Source organism: Corynebacterium sp. c7Ub_26 (assembly GCF_053760365.1).
In genome coordinates this window covers 310,034-324,039 of sequence record NZ_JBSNBL010000002.1, presented here as the reverse complement: position 1 = coordinate 324,039, position 14,006 = coordinate 310,034, and the positions used below count along the sequence as shown (strand labels likewise).

Sequence of the window (14,006 nt, the reverse complement as noted above, 5' to 3'; positions counted from 1 at the left end):
TACAACTCATTACAGACCTTCGGTGTCATGTGAATTGCTGAGCGTTCGGAGCCCAATAGCCGCCGTGACCGTGAGCAATCCGGCAATAATCGTGAAGGCAATACGCTGCGAGTGAACGAATGTGTCAACGACGGCGTCGCTCCATGCGCCATGCGGAAGGTCCACGCCAACCACGATCGCCATGACAGTACCGATGACCGCAACACCGATCGAGTTGCCAAGCTCCTGCGCGGTGTCGTTCAGTGCCGCGCCGATCGAGGTGTGCTCCTCGGGCGGTGAGCCAATCAATCCCACAGCAGCCGTGGTCATCACGGTCCGCATGCCGATGGTCATGAGCAGCATCCCGGTCGCACACCAGGCATAGTTCGTGCCAACACCGACCCACCACACAACCAAGCTGATCAGGACGAATGCGGTACCAACGGCACAGGTGAAACGCTGCCCATACTTCTCAACCATCTTGTCGACGACGGGCCCAGCGGCCAGCATGCCGATAACGAAGGGTAGGTTTGCAACGCCCGCGACCCAGGGCCGCCATCCCCAGGCGTATTGGTACAGTTCGGCCGAGGCGAACATGACCGCGGCCATGGCCAACTGGGTTGCGACCTGCAGGATAGCGGAGCCAGTCAGGGTGGGGATCCGGAAGAAGGATAGGTCCAGCATCGGGTCTTTAGCCGTGTGTTCTCGCCAAATAAACGCGACGAGCGCGAGAACGGATCCACCAAGGGATATCAGGGTTCGTGGAGCACCCCACCCGAGTTCTGCACCGTTCGTCAACGCGTAGAGCAACAGGCTAACGGCCAACCCGGAGAAGATCGCTCCGGCGAAATCGATCGGGCCACTCTTTTTCGTTTGGGTGTCGTCGTGGGCCAGTCCGAAGTAGACGCCTAACCAGGCGATTAGCGCTGTCGGAGCATTGAGCATCAGCAGCCAGTGCCAGTCCCAGTTTTCGACGGCCAAACCTGACAGTACCGGCCCGATGGCGAAGCCTACCATCGATACGGTGATGATCACGCCGATGGCTTTTCCGCGCAGGGCGTCGTCGTCAAGCAATCTAAAAACCAGAGACATGGTCAGTGGTGCAATGGCGGCAGCGATGGCACCCGATACTGCGCGGATGGCGATGAGCTGTCCTGTGGAGTGGCAGAACATTACGCATAATCCGGCGATGCCGAAGAGGGCTAATCCCCACAATAATGTTCGTTGACGACCGAGTCTGTCTCCCAGGGTGCCGCCGACCATGAGGAACGCACCGAAGGTGAGTGAATAGGCGCTGACGATCTATTGCAAACCTGTGGATGTGGAGCCGAGGTCGCGTCCGATGACGGGGAGGGCGATGTTCAAGATTGAGTTGTCGAGCATTTCGACGAGCATCGTGAGGCAGAGGCCGAGGAGGGCCGGCCACGCTTCGAGTAGCGATTGAGCTTTTCTGTCTTCTTGTGGTGGGGCTGTGATGGTTGTCATGAGTGTACTTTGTTCGTGTTTGTGAGTTCGTGTTCGTGGAACAGATTCGTGAAAAGAGTGATTGAGTACCGCATTCTGAGCAGCGATCCTTATCGGGGTTGATCCTTATCGAACGGTGTCCGTATACTCGAATTGTGTTCGAACATAGAACGGCGTTCGTTTGGTGTCAAGGGGAGAGGCCGGCTGATACGATCGAGACATGCCCAGCAGCGAAAAGACAACCGATCGGAAGCCATCACCAGGTAAAAAGCTGCTTCCCTCGGTGCAACGACCATCGGCCCGCCGATCGGCCCGCCGCGCGGTGCTGTCAGAAGAATCCATTATTCGCGTGGCAATTGCGCTTCTGGACCGTGGTGGCGCGGACAAGCTGACCTTGCGCAAGATTGCGTCCGAACTCGACGCTGGTGTGGCGAGTTTGTATTGGTACGCCAGCGGAAAAGATCAACTTCTCGCTATGGTGTCGGATGAACTCATCCGCAGAGCGATCGCAAAGAGTGAAGAACTTGAGCAGCACGGACTACTGGCGCCGGACGCTTTCTCTGAAGTTTCCTTTGCTGAACCTCATCCCTCAACGAGTGAGGTAGCGGCCGAGGCCTTGGCGCAGATTCGACGCTTATTGTTGTGCCTTTTTGAACAAATGATTGAACACCGTTGGCTCGCGCTTCAATTAATGAATAATGGCCCCGACCAGTGGTATGCGCTCCGGTTTTGGGAGCTAATTGGCCGACAAATTCAACGGCTTGGTTTACACAAACGCGAAGAGCTATTCGCCACCAACGCCGTCGTCAATTATGCATCGGGAATTGGTGCGGAAGCGTCGAGCCACACAGGGCATAAAAACTTAGATCCAGCTGAAACTGAAAAAGATATGCACGCTCAAATTAACGAATGGGAACAATTAGATCCAGTGGAGTTTCCGTTCGTTAACGATATTGTGGAGGAATTTACCGAGCATGATGATATTGCCGAATACTCCTACGGCTTAGAGTTGCTCCTCGGTGGACTGGAAAGGCAGACCTGGAAATAAACCTGGGCCCGTGGGGTGAACCGATTTGCGGCCTACCCGCGTAAAAACTCCTCCCACCGCGGCCATTCGCGTGCTACCTGGTCAACGCCCATCTCATAGGACTTCTGCAATTTCTCCACGTTTCTCTCTTTATTGTGAACAGGCATCTGGTCGGGATAGAACACCATCGCCCGTCCTTCCTTTTCCCATTGTGCGATTTTTTCTTTCGAATGGTTGTAATGTTCTGCGCGCTGAAGAATAGCTTCTGCAACAGCAGGTTGTTTGCGGAAGTAACTCCGAATCAGACGGGCCTGTGACATGGGTTCCCGTCGAAAAGACTTCGGACGAGTAAGGATGAAGAGGAATTTGGAATAGCCATCTTCGATGGCAGCATCATAGGCAAACCCACCCGTCGGCCCCATCGCGCCGTCATAATAGTCATGCCCGTCAACATGGGTCACAGGCATAAAGAACGGAATTGTTGAGGATGCGCGGGTATAAGCAGATAACTGTTCCAACGTCTGCACGTCGTCGCGTCGCCACCATGTCATATCCCCGGTATCAGCACGTAGAGCGCCGATAGCGAATTCGGGAGAACTTTTCATAAAGGCGTCGAAATCCATCTCCGCTATTTCGCCAGGCATAACGGATTCCGTGTAGATAAATTCAGTATTGAAATACCCTTTACCTTTAGCGAAGGTTTTCCACCCTCCGAACCGTGGGTCCTCAACAAAGTCCACAAAAGACGCCTTCGCTCGCGTCCGATTCTTAATGAGGAAATTGACAACATGCGTTGTTCCCGCTGATATTCCGCCGACCCACCCCGGATTAACCTTGTGGTCAATCAGCGCCTGAACTGTACCAACGGTGTAACTATTCCGCATTCCGCCACCTTCGAAAACAATGGCAACATCTGGGCAGTTGAGGGGAGAATCGGACGTTCCCCACGGGGCGGTCGAGGGATCTTCAGCAGATGACATCATAAACTCAGCATAACCCGAGTGTTATCCTCAGATCAGTACTTCGCGGGAGCCCAGCATAGAGGGCTGAGAAAACACTTTTCCTTCAACGTGTGGATATCTTCGTCGTGCCGAGATCGCGAACGGATGTCCCGCGCCGGGGAAGAATGTTGACCGTATGAACCTGATCCGGGTTATACCGGCGATAGGGAGTAAAGCTGTGAGGAAAAACAAAAATACCGGTACTGCGCGTCCCGCCCGGCGGTGGAGGGTCGTCGACATTATTGCAGCAGCCGTTTTGGGTGTGGCGACGGGATTAATTTTCTGGGTCTGGAACGGCCTGGGCGGCGCATGGTACAGCGCCATCGAGTCGCTACTGCCTGGTTTCGGCGGGCTCGTGACCGGGGTCTGGCTGCTCGGCGGCGTGTTGGGTGGCTTGATCATCCGCAAACCGGGCGCCGCGATCATGGTGGAAGTCATCGCCGCCATCATCTCTGCGGTACTGGGAAACCAGTGGGGGATCACCACGGTGTATTCCGGCTTGGCCCAGGGAATCGGCGCCGAACTCGTCTTCATGGCGTTCATGTACGCCCGCTACACCTTGACCGTCGCTATGTTGTCCGGGGTGGGCGCGTCGGTCATCGAGTGGTGCTACGAATGGGCGTCGGGAAACTATGCCCGGTCCATCCAATACAACCTGATCTACCTTGTCTCCCTGTCCGTGTCGGGGGCCATTCTCGCCGGCGCTCTGGGCTTCTTCCTGGTTCGGGCGCTCGCGCATGCGGGTGCGTTGGACCGGTTCGCTGCTGGGCGGGAAAGCACTGAGCTGGTCTAGTGGCGCACGTACACGACGACGTTCGGACGCCCGCGCGGGTTGTGGCCGAGGGTTTCGGTTGGCGGCACGCGGGACGTCGGCAACCGGCGCTGGTCGATGTGAATTTTCACATCGACCCCGGCGAGAAAGTTCTGCTCCTCGGCACATCAGGCTCGGGGAAGTCGACGCTGATGGCGGGGATGGCCGGGGTCCTCGGCGACTCGGATGACGGCGATTACGCTGGCCGATTGCTCATAAACGGGGTGGATGCTCGCAGTGTTCGCGGGCAGGCCGGCCTGGTGCTGCAGGACCCCGATTCACAGGTCATTTCCTCGCGGGTTGGTGACGATATTGCCTTCGGTTGCGAGAATTTGGGTTTCCCGCGTGCCGAAATCTGGGAGCGTGTCCGGCGGGCCTGTGACCTCGTCGGGCTGACTGTTCCCCTTGACCACCCCACTGAGCAGCTTTCCGGCGGGCAGAAGCAGCGCTTGGCCCTCGCCGGCGTCCTGGCCATGGGTGCCGGCTTGATCCTCTTGGATGAACCCACCGCGAATATCGACCCCGAGGGCGTGGCCGATGTCCGCAACGCCGTGATCGCCGCCGCCGAGAGCACCGGTGCAACAGTCGTCATCGTGGAGCACCGCGTCGACGTCTGGCGCGATGTCGTTGACCGCATCATGGTGGTGGGCGATTCCACGATTCGTGCCGACGGTCCCACCGACGAAGTTATTCGCACGATGGGGGAGCAGCTCGCGCATGATGGAGTGTGGATTCCCGACGTTCCTCTGCCACTTGATACTTCGTGGCGACGAAAGCGTCAGGACCCCGCTGCGTCTGACCAGCACCGCGCTGCGTCGGGTGATGCAGGCGAGGGCCGTGGGCCGTCATCGACGAACACCCTGCTTCGGACGCATGACCTGGCCGTGGGCTGGGATGGTCGCGCGGTCAACACGGGAATCTCGCTGGATGTGACTCCCGAGCCGACAGTCATCACCGGGCCGAATGGTGCTGGTAAATCAACCGTTGCCTTGACGCTCGCGGGGCTATTGGCGCCGGTGGAGGGGGACATCGATGCATCAGCACTCATCGCCAGGGAAAGGTCGGACAAGGCCGCGTGGGTAGCAATCCATAGAAACCGTGACGCCAGCAGCAACCCGATGGAGTGGTCATCGAGGGCTCTAGCTCAGCGCATCGGGACCGTGTTCCAAGACCCCGAGCACCAATTTGTGGCCCGCACCGTCCGCGACGAATTGCTCGTCGGCCCCCGGGTGTGTGGGATTGATCCCGATGTCGGTGAGCGCCGTGTCGATGAGCTGCTCCGACGACTGCACCTGGAGAACCTAGTCAAGGCGAATCCGTTTACCCTGTCGGGCGGTCAGAAACGTCGGCTTTCTGTGGCGACGGTGCTGTCCACCCATCCCGATGTGGTGATTGCGGATGAACCGACGTTTGGCCAGGATAGGACCACGTTTATCCAGCTTATTGAGCTGCTGCGTGAGATGAGCGACGACGGGGTGGGGGTGCTCGCCATTACTCATGATCCGCTGGTAGTGGATCTACTCGGTGTGCGCCACGTCCGGTTGGCCTCGGGAGGAATGGAGGTCCAGCGATGACCCGCGCGACGCCCCGAGTCGTGAACTTCAACCCGACGGCGCGCATTGCCGCGATGGCTCTTATTGCGACGCCACTTCTCATTTCGGTCGATATCGTGTCAGCCGGTGTGGCGCTGATATGTGAACTGCTGGTTGCGCCGTTCCTGGGGATGGGGTGGGGCCGAATTATTCGCCGTGGATGGCCGGTTTTTATGCTCGCGCCGCTCACGGGTGTGTCGATGCTGCTCTATGGCCGGCCTGAGGGCAAAGAATATGTGTCCTTTGCGTTCGCCCACATCACCGACAATTCGGTGTCCCTAGCTCTAGCGATCATGGTGAGGGTTTTGGCCATCGCCCTGCCCGCCGTCATCTTGTCCGCTGATACCGATCCCACCGACCTTGGCGACGGCCTAGCGCAAATCTGGCATCTGCCGGAGCGATTCGTCATCGGCTCCGTGGCCGGAGTGCGCTTGGTGAGTTTGTTCGAGCGTGACTATTCGGCGATGCACCGTGCTCGTCGCGCCCGTGGCCTGGCAGATTCCGGCCGGATCCGTCGGACGCTCACTATTTTCTTCGGGTTGTTGGTGCTCGCGCTGCGGCGTGGCGGGAAATTGGCGACGGCCATGGAAGCCCGCGGGTTCGGCTCGGACCGGCCCCGGACCTGGGCGCGAGAATCACGCCTGCGGTGGCCGGACTGGGTGTTAATGATCGGCGCGCTCCTCGTTGCGCTGATGGCTCTGGTGACGGCATGGATGACCGGGTATTTGCGCTTCTTGGGAGCATGATGCGGAGGCGGCGATGATAAACGACATCACCACGTTGTTCCGTGAATCGGGGGCAGCGTCATCTCGGTTAGCCTCCGCTGTTGGAATCAGAGTGGCCAGTACCGACGAAGGCCTTGTCGAACTGCGTCGGTTAGTTGACCAAGGAACGATTCCCGATTGTTTTTCGACGGAGCCGGGGAGCACAGTGCTCATCGATGGATTATCGGGCTCGGGCAAAACAACGCTCGCGAAATACATGGCGGAGGCGACCAGGACCCGGGTGATCCATTGTGACGAGTTTTATCCCGGATGGTCTGGCCTGATGGAGGCCTCCCGGATCGTGGCGGATTCCGTGTTGGCGTCCGCCGACGCTGGTTATCGTCGGTGGGATTGGACTGCCGACGCTCCCGGAGAGTGGGTATCCGTGGATCCTGCCGAGCCGCTCATCGTTGAGGGCGTCGGCGCGGTCACACCCGCGTCGCTGGAGGCTGCTCGTCGGCGGCTGTTAGATCAGGGCCGTGATCAGCAGCATTTGCGTGATCAGCGGTCACGTCGGAGTGGTCACCCGCCGAAAACCCATGAAGATGCAGACATCGTGGCTATTGAGGTGCGTGCGGATGCACACCGTCGACAGCAGCGGGCACTCCATCGCGACCCAGGATTTAAAGAGCTTTGGGCGATGTGGGCTGAACAGGAAAACGAATATGAAGCCTCCCGCGGAAAGCCAACCGTTGCTATATGGAACGACCTCACTGCTGGATAAGGCTTCGCCGTCCCCACCGGCCGCGTTTACTGGTCGAGCTCCCCGGCAGCTCCGGCAAATCCCTATTTCTTAGTGATCGGCCCAACATGCATGTCAATGGTATCGCCCGAACATGCGTCGGTGGGGTAATCAACAAAGAGCGCAGCCTTCTCATCAGGCGGATATATCCGCAGGCCACGAGCCTGTTGGGGCTTACATGACTCTGGCGAGTAATTCCCCGCCTGCGCCTTCTTGACCGTCACAGTGGCAGCCTCCCCAGCGGCAACGGTGACCAGAGACGCCGTGGCATTGCGGTCCTTGTCGGCTGGCTTACCAATCTGGTGCCCATCATTCCCACCGACGGCACTGACACCGGGATACCCATAAAACGTACAGGGATGATCGGACTGGTTAGTCAGCGTGAGCGTGAGATAACTGGACCCGGCTGCTCCGCTCTCAGTCTTCAGGGAAGCTGAGATATCCGCGGTATGGCACCGATCGCCGCGCCCGCTCGACGCAGCACCCGCCGCCTGTTGTGCTGCAGCGTCACTAGATCCTGAACCATTCTTCGTCGACGGCTCTACTGTCGACGAACCAGACAACGACGGCGACGGCGCGGCGGATGAGTCTGACGGGGTGCCCTGTGCCTGTGAGCTCGCGGAAGGAATCGTTGACTCTGACCCCGTGTTCGTGGGGGATGATTCGCTCCCACATGCTGCGAGGACGCACGCGCTCACCGTGAGTGCACCGAAGACGGCGCCGCGCCGGGCTGATACGCGGCGCCGGGCCGGTCCATGAGAGCGTGCGTGTCGCTGTGGCTTCGGTGAGCGGTTCATATATCCGAGTGTAGCCGTCGGCAATGGTGGGGCTGGGTGGAGAAAACCGAATTAGCGCCCAATTACGTGAACTATGTCTCATAGATCGTCGGCAACCTTTAAAATCACAGTCATTCGTTGTTAAAAAGTGGCGTATCTGTGTCTGATTGCGGGCGTGCGTCTTACCAATTTCTATGTGTGAGAGGAACCGTCATGGCTCTGAACTCTGATTTTGATCTGTACCAGCTGCCGGAGGATTACCAAGGGGTGCGTGAAGCCATCCGGGAGATTGCGGAAAAAAGCATCGCCCCGCATGCCGCGGATGTTGATGAAAACGAGCGTTTTCCTCAGGAAGCCCTGGACGCGCTGGTAGAGACGGGTTTCAATGCTGTGCACATTCCAGAGGAGTACGGCGGAGCCGGCGGGGATTCGGTCATGGCGTGCATCGTCATTGAGGAAGTCGCGCGCGTGTGTGGTTCGTCCTCGTTGATCCCGGCCGTGAACAAGTTAGGGACGATGGGGCTCATTTTGAAGGGTTCGGAGGAGCTGAAGCAGCAGGTCCTCCCAGATATCGCGGGCGGGAAGATGGCCTCGTACGCGTTGTCAGAGCGTGGTGCAGGTTCCGATGCGGGATCGATGAAAACGCGTGCCCGCAAAGATGGTGACTCGTGGGTGCTCAATGGATCGAAATGTTGGATCACTAACGGCGGCAAGTCCACCTGGTACACCGTGATGGCGGTCACCGACCCGGATAAAGGCGCTAACGGCATTTCCGCATTCATGGTTCACGCCGATGATGAAGGTTTCCTCGTAGGCCCCAAAGAAAAGAAGCTAGGGATCAAGGGGTCTCCGACGGCTGAGCTGTACTTCGAGGATTGCCGCATCCCTGCTGCCCGCATCATTGGCGACGAAGGGACAGGCTTTAAGACTGCCCTGGAAACCCTGGATCACACGCGCCCGACGATTGGTGCGCAGGCTCTCGGCATCGCACAGGGGGCGTTTGATCAAACTGTGAAGTACGTGAAAGAGCGTGAGCAGTTCGGCCGTCGGATTGCCGATTTCCAAAACACGCAATTCATGCTTGCCGACATGAAAATGAAGATCGACGCTGCGCGCCTCATGGTGTACACAGCGGCATCGAATGCCGAGCGTGGCCACGCCGAGGGCGGGGAGCGCTTAGGTATGCTTGCGGCGGGCTCGAAAGCCTTCGCGTCAGACGTTGCTATGCAGGTGACGACGGACGCTGTGCAGTTGTTCGGTGGTTACGGATACACCCGCGATTTCCCGGTTGAACGTATGATGCGCGATGCCAAAATTACGCAGATCTACGAAGGAACTAACCAGATCTGCCGCATGGTGATGGGGCGGCAGATACTGAAATAGCAGGTCAAAGTCTATTTTTGCCCCCCTTGTAGATCATTTCGCACTGCCCAAATCAGCGCCATTTTCGCCGTCCAGTCCGCAAAAAGTCCGCACCAGCTCGTCGGCAGCTCCGCGAGCACGCTCCGTGTCATCCATCCACAAATGGGTATAGGTATCCAACGTGGTCGATGCCGAGGCGTGCTCCAACAACTCCTGAACCGCCTTCACCCCTAACCCCTGCCGGATTAAATGGGACGCGTACAGGTGCCTGAGATCATGGAACCGGAACCCGAACGGGGCCATCGCCGCGCTGACATTATCGAACCTCCACATCTTCCCGCACGGGGTGAGGAACAACGGCCCATCCGGGGAGGAATGGTGCTTGAGCCGGTGTTGTCGAAGCCTCTGCAGTGTCGCCCTGGGTAGCGGTATGTCGCGTCGGGAGCTTTGTGTTTTCAGTTTCGCCCACCTGGCCTCCCCGGTTGTTTGGTCTTTGGTGTGTGAGGAGGCGGCTTGCTCAACGACCCGCACAATGTGTCGTCGGCGGTCAATGCTCCTCCACCTCAGCCCCGCGACTTCACTGGATCGCATGCCTGTGGATGCAGCCAGAATCACCATAGTGGCTAGTGTGTCTCGTCCTGTGGAGTCGCAAACCTGAATCAGGTTGTTGACTTGTTCCATCGTGGGGATGCGGTATTTCTCGACCGTATTTTTTGAGGCGTGGCCTATGCTGACCCTATCGGTGGGGGATGCGGCGAGTAGCCCGTCTTCGACGGCCATGTGTAGGCATCCGCATAGTTGCGTCCAATAGTTGCGTACGGTGTTGTCGGCCAGCCCGGTGTCCCCGGTGACCCAGGGGCGCCCTGTGTGTAGGTGAGCTACCCAGGCTCGTAGGAGCGCGGGGGTGATCTGGGTGATTTGTAGCGGTGCGAGGTCGCCGAGGTTTCTGCCTACTTGTTGTCGGGCGGTGAGGGTTCCGGGGGTGGTGGCGGTGGCTTCCCACGTGGGCCAGAGTTGGTTGAGTGTGGGGGCTGCTTTTTCGTCGATCCATTCGCCGCGTCTGAGTGCGCGTTGTTGTTCTTGGAGGTGGGCTTTGGCTTGTTTTTGTGTGGGGAACGTTTTGGCGTGTTCTTTTCCGGTGTGGTCGCGGTAGCGGGCGACCCATTTGGTTTTTCCTGTGCTGGTGGTGCGTTTGCTGATAGCCATTCGAATGTTTCTTGGGTCGGTATGAAGCGCTATAGTGTGGTAACATTGAATTGGGTCGCCTAAAGAACCTTCACTCCTTGCTATTTACTATGCTCAGGCAAACAGTGAAGGTTCTTTCATTACCCGTTGTTGGTTTTATGCTTTTGAATATCCCTATGGTCTAGGGCGTAACCGTCATGTCTTCCAGGAGCCTTCTCCGCAAGCTTCCATGAGTAGCGCGCGACGTTCAACTAAGAGGTTTCCAAGCAAGAGTGAGCACCAGGCTAGCCTGTCACTCTTTCCATTTCTTCGCATCCTTACATCGGCAATATAGTAAATAGCCAAAGGCTACCGTGAGATTGAAAATGAATATTAGCGTACCGAGGAATTCCCGTGTCCTTGCTTTATCTGAGAATAGATTAGCGATAAGGCCGATCGTATTAATTCCAATGAGTACAGTGAAAACTGCTGTAGATGCTCGGCTGGATCGTCTAGCGGTGGAAGTGCTGTGGACTCTTCGGTGCTTGCCATGATTATCCACCGTTGGGATATGCTGTACAAAGTCATGCTGTGGGGTCGTTGCCTTTGCAGGAGCTGATGGAGGCATCGTCTGGTCGTAGAATTCGTGATCAGGCTCAGCATCCACGGTCTCGATAACGACCTGCTCCTCTTCAATCCAAAGTGCTTCAGACTTTTCGTAGAAGAATCGGCTATCTTCGGCTAAAAGAGATGAATCGGCGTCCGGTGTAGTCGAAAAAAACTTCTCTTCGTTTATTAGACTTTCTTCCACCATGTCTGCTATCTCAATGGGGGGTAGCTGCATGACGGTACTTGGGAACGCCTTATAACAGTCAGGTACTTGGTAGAGATCTGGGTCAAGTTCGAGGGGGAGCAGGCGTGGCAGCGGTGATAGGTGAGGGTCGTCGAGAAAGGTGTCCGCGATAGAGGTGTCAAGGATAAGGCTGGCCACGTGTGATGACCCTTTTATGCGACCTATAGCCACTAACTCTACCCCGATGTTTTCGAAGTGCCTGTATAGAGGTAGGACGTGCGCGCCTATTGGGCTAGGGAGGACTCCGACCTTCTTACCGTCTATTTTAACGGTGAGGGTGGGGTGTCTGGTTCTTGCTCTGATCTTTTGTTCTTCAAAGGTGACGAAGAGTTCACCGTCTCCTGAGGGAGGGACGAAATCGAGGAGTGTGTTGGTGTGGTTGTATGTTTTGGCTACCGCAATAGGGCTTTTTCGAGGTAAGAGTGCCCAGGTGCATTGGGGTGGGTCGTTGAGTGGAGCAATGGCGTGTGGTGGTCTAAGCGATATGCTTGGCCGGACGTATACTTCGCCGGTTTGGGTTCGTTTGTAGTAGATTTTGCAGCGAGTAGTCGGGGTGTATCCGCTGGCTGTGATTCGTGCTAGTTGCCAGTAGGGGTGGGCGTCTTGTTGGGGGATGTACCCGACTAGTTTGTTGTTCCAGCGTACTGAGATGGCGTGGCCGTCTTCGGCGTAGGGATTGTCGGGTTCGAGTATGAGTTGGACTTCGACGAAAAATGGTACCTGTGGCTGGGCGTTGTTGATTTCGATGATTTTTTCGTAGGTGTCGAGGTAGTAGTGGCTTCCTACGATATCTTGAGCGCAGTGATCGTCGTTGTCGATGGATACGTTGTAGGTGAGTTTGGGGTCGGTGTAGGCGAAGTCTTTGTAGAACGTTTTTTGGTCGCTGTAGTTGCAGAGATACTGGATGCGGGCGGTGGGTTTCCAATGAGTGCGACCGGTGGTGGCGATGACGCGGTCGAGCTCGGGTTGTAGTTGGTTGATTGTTTCTGCGTTGAGTAACACGGAATAAGGGTCGGGACTGTAGCTAGAGCAGGGTGGACAGTTGGGGAATTCGAGTGAGAGTTTCCTAATGTCAGGTAGGTGGTTGTCCGTAATGGTGTAGTTGCTGATGGCTTGGTATGGGATGGTTTGCGTGGATGTTTTGGTGGAGCTTTTGCTGTGTCTGTGGGTGATAGTGATGGTTTGGGTGGTGTCGTCGAGTGTGATGGCGTCTTGATTGGTACCGAATTCCATGAGGATATTCCTGGTTGCTAAACGGCCTGTGGGTGGCCTGGGGTTTGTGGTATGTGGGTGGCGCGCCAGATTTCGACGAAGTGAACAGTCACGCCTAGTTCCAAGGCGATAGCTCCTGGGGAGGAGCTATGGATTAGTTCGGCATCCATGTAATCGGCTTGTTCAATAAGTAGATTAGCAGCCCAAACGTCGGCTTCGTGCTCTTGCCGTTCTTTAAACCATCCTTCGGCTTTGCCGTCGTGGCCGCAGATGGCGTGGCCTAGTTCGTGGGCGAGTGTGCAGCGGTAGGCGATCGGGTGGAGGTGTTTTCTAAGGCTGATCGTTCGAGTGTCGCTGTACCAGCGGCCTTTTTCGCCGCCGGTGTGGGTGGTGATGGTGATGTGGTGGAGGGCGGCGAGTGTTTCGAGGTTAGGGGCCATCTGAGTAGTTGTCATCTCCTGGCATGGGTTCGTCGGGTGAGTCGTCGGCGACGTAGGGGAGGTCCTCTTCGTCGGGTGTGGTGTCACTATAGGCGGGGAGTGTGACATGACGACGCTGTGCGAGTTCGTCGGTTTGGGTGCCGGGGTCGAAGTCTATGAGGGTGTCGTCGCTGTCGTTGGTGAAGAGGTAGCGCGCTTCGGGATCGGAACGGCGATTGATTTCGTCGAGGATTTGTTCATTGGTGGCTTGTCGGAGGGCGTAGGGGATGGATACGCCTTCGGTTTCCCATTCGTTGATGTAGCCGGTTTCGATGAGGCCGGTGACGGGGGAATGCTCATACGCACGACACAACGCAATAACCATCTCAGGTGAAAGCTGACCTTTGTCGATCTGCCTTTGAAGAGTGGTTTGCGCATACCCAGATTTCTTGGAGGCAGCGCGCATCGAGTCGCTACCTTTTATCTCGTTTAGCCAGTCATTGACGTTCACAAGATGTAGTATATAGCAAAGTGTGGTCAAACACTGTATTCCCAGCTTAAAATAGGTAGCGGGGGTGGTAAAAGGGGGTAGTTCACTGTGTTGGCGTTGCTATGAGTAGTCAAATCTGGCAATCGTTAGTCAGCTCCGCAGAGAGCAGTGCTGAAAGGGGACAAGATGGAAGTCCTCCATCACGTCCTCGAAGGAATCTCACTCCTCAACCTGGTAGTTACCTTCGTCTGGACCGCGCAGGACAGACCAAAAGGCAAACACCAGCGACGAAAGAGATACCGGAGAGGGCAAAGAAAGTAGCCCCCGGCGCTGGATACCAGAATTATCCA

The 14,006-nt window shown here is 56.9% G+C and carries 15 protein-coding genes; 7 read left to right on the top strand and 8 right to left on the bottom strand.

Annotated features, from left to right (window positions below; translation table 11 throughout):
• Positions 1 to 9: 9 nt before the first annotated feature.
• Both ACWORE_RS04860 and ACWORE_RS04855 read right to left on the bottom strand, forming a co-directional pair.
• Positions 10 to 1,281: an MFS transporter gene (locus ACWORE_RS04860; RefSeq protein WP_455303118.1), complete on the bottom strand. Its 1,272-nt coding sequence runs from the start codon at positions 1,279 to 1,281 to the stop codon at positions 10 to 12.
• Positions 1,282 to 1,464, bottom strand: a complete 183-nt coding sequence (locus tag ACWORE_RS04855) for a hypothetical protein (RefSeq protein ID WP_296139679.1) — start codon at positions 1,462 to 1,464, stop codon at positions 1,282 to 1,284.
• A gap of 199 nt (positions 1,465 to 1,663) precedes the next feature.
• Here ACWORE_RS04855 and ACWORE_RS04850 point away from each other — a divergent pair, with 199 nt between their 5' ends.
• Complete coding sequence (locus ACWORE_RS04850; RefSeq protein WP_455302949.1) at positions 1,664 to 2,491, top strand: helix-turn-helix domain-containing protein; 828 nt, start codon at positions 1,664 to 1,666, stop codon at positions 2,489 to 2,491.
• Between the two features lie 32 nt (positions 2,492 to 2,523).
• Here the strand turns inward: ACWORE_RS04850 and ACWORE_RS04845 are convergent, their stop codons facing one another.
• Entirely contained in the window at positions 2,524 to 3,453 is a 930-nt protein-coding gene (locus ACWORE_RS04845) for a patatin-like phospholipase family protein (RefSeq protein WP_455302947.1), read from the bottom strand.
• A 196-nt stretch (positions 3,454 to 3,649) separates the two neighbouring features.
• Here ACWORE_RS04845 and ACWORE_RS04840 point away from each other — a divergent pair, with 196 nt between their 5' ends.
• From ACWORE_RS04840 to ACWORE_RS04825, 4 genes are read left to right on the top strand one after another with little or no spacing between them, the layout of a single operon-like run.
• On the top strand, positions 3,650 to 4,264 hold the full coding sequence (locus tag ACWORE_RS04840; RefSeq protein ID WP_296139668.1) for an ECF transporter S component: 615 nt from the start codon (positions 3,650 to 3,652) through the stop codon (positions 4,262 to 4,264).
• Positions 4,264 to 5,856 carry an ABC transporter ATP-binding protein gene (locus ACWORE_RS04835; RefSeq protein WP_455302946.1) on the top strand — a complete coding sequence of 531 codons (1,593 nt, stop codon included), beginning with the start codon at positions 4,264 to 4,266 and terminating at the stop codon, positions 5,854 to 5,856. The genes ACWORE_RS04840 and ACWORE_RS04835 overlap by 1 nt, the downstream gene beginning before the upstream one ends.
• Entirely contained in the window at positions 5,853 to 6,620 is a 768-nt protein-coding gene (locus ACWORE_RS04830; protein ID WP_296139661.1) for an energy-coupling factor transporter transmembrane component T family protein, read from the top strand. Before ACWORE_RS04835 ends, ACWORE_RS04830 begins: the two co-directional genes overlap by 4 nt.
• 13 nt (positions 6,621 to 6,633) lie before the next feature.
• Positions 6,634 to 7,362, top strand: coding sequence for a hypothetical protein (locus ACWORE_RS04825; protein ID WP_455302944.1), 729 nt, complete (start codon positions 6,634 to 6,636; stop codon positions 7,360 to 7,362).
• 62 nt (positions 7,363 to 7,424) lie between these two features.
• On the opposite strand, the gene ACWORE_RS04820 is transcribed toward ACWORE_RS04825, so the two are convergent.
• Entirely contained in the window at positions 7,425 to 8,177 is a 753-nt protein-coding gene (locus tag ACWORE_RS04820) for a DUF4232 domain-containing protein (RefSeq protein WP_455302942.1), read from the bottom strand.
• 192 nt (positions 8,178 to 8,369) lie between these two features.
• Here ACWORE_RS04820 and ACWORE_RS04815 point away from each other — a divergent pair, with 192 nt between their 5' ends.
• A complete protein-coding gene (locus ACWORE_RS04815; protein ID WP_455302940.1) occupies positions 8,370 to 9,539 on the top strand; it encodes an acyl-CoA dehydrogenase in 1,170 nt (389 codons plus the stop codon).
• A gap of 33 nt (positions 9,540 to 9,572) precedes the next feature.
• On the opposite strand, the gene ACWORE_RS04810 is transcribed toward ACWORE_RS04815, so the two are convergent.
• On the bottom strand, positions 9,573 to 10,724 hold the full coding sequence (locus ACWORE_RS04810) for a tyrosine-type recombinase/integrase (protein WP_455302938.1): 1,152 nt from the start codon (positions 10,722 to 10,724) through the stop codon (positions 9,573 to 9,575).
• A gap of 271 nt (positions 10,725 to 10,995) precedes the next feature.
• The gene (locus ACWORE_RS04805; protein WP_455302937.1) at positions 10,996 to 12,537 is read right to left on the bottom strand and encodes a hypothetical protein; all 1,542 of its coding nucleotides are present in this window, start codon (positions 12,535 to 12,537) and stop codon (positions 10,996 to 10,998) included.
• A 78-nt stretch (positions 12,538 to 12,615) separates the two neighbouring features.
• On the opposite strand from ACWORE_RS04805, the gene ACWORE_RS04800 reads away from it, so the two are divergent.
• Positions 12,616 to 12,789 (top strand): hypothetical protein, encoded by a 174-nt coding sequence (locus ACWORE_RS04800; protein WP_455302936.1) that lies wholly within the window; start codon positions 12,616 to 12,618, stop codon positions 12,787 to 12,789.
• On the opposite strand, the gene ACWORE_RS04795 is transcribed toward ACWORE_RS04800, so the two are convergent.
• Together ACWORE_RS04795 and ACWORE_RS04790 are read right to left on the bottom strand one after the other, a co-directional pair.
• Positions 12,786 to 13,187 carry an ImmA/IrrE family metallo-endopeptidase gene (locus tag ACWORE_RS04795; protein ID WP_455302935.1) on the bottom strand — a complete coding sequence of 134 codons (402 nt, stop codon included), beginning with the start codon at positions 13,185 to 13,187 and terminating at the stop codon, positions 12,786 to 12,788. The genes ACWORE_RS04800 and ACWORE_RS04795 overlap by 4 nt on opposite strands.
• Entirely contained in the window at positions 13,177 to 13,677 is a 501-nt protein-coding gene (locus tag ACWORE_RS04790; protein ID WP_455302933.1) for a hypothetical protein, read from the bottom strand. Before ACWORE_RS04790 ends, ACWORE_RS04795 begins: the two co-directional genes overlap by 11 nt.
• Positions 13,678 to 14,006 lie beyond the last annotated feature (329 nt).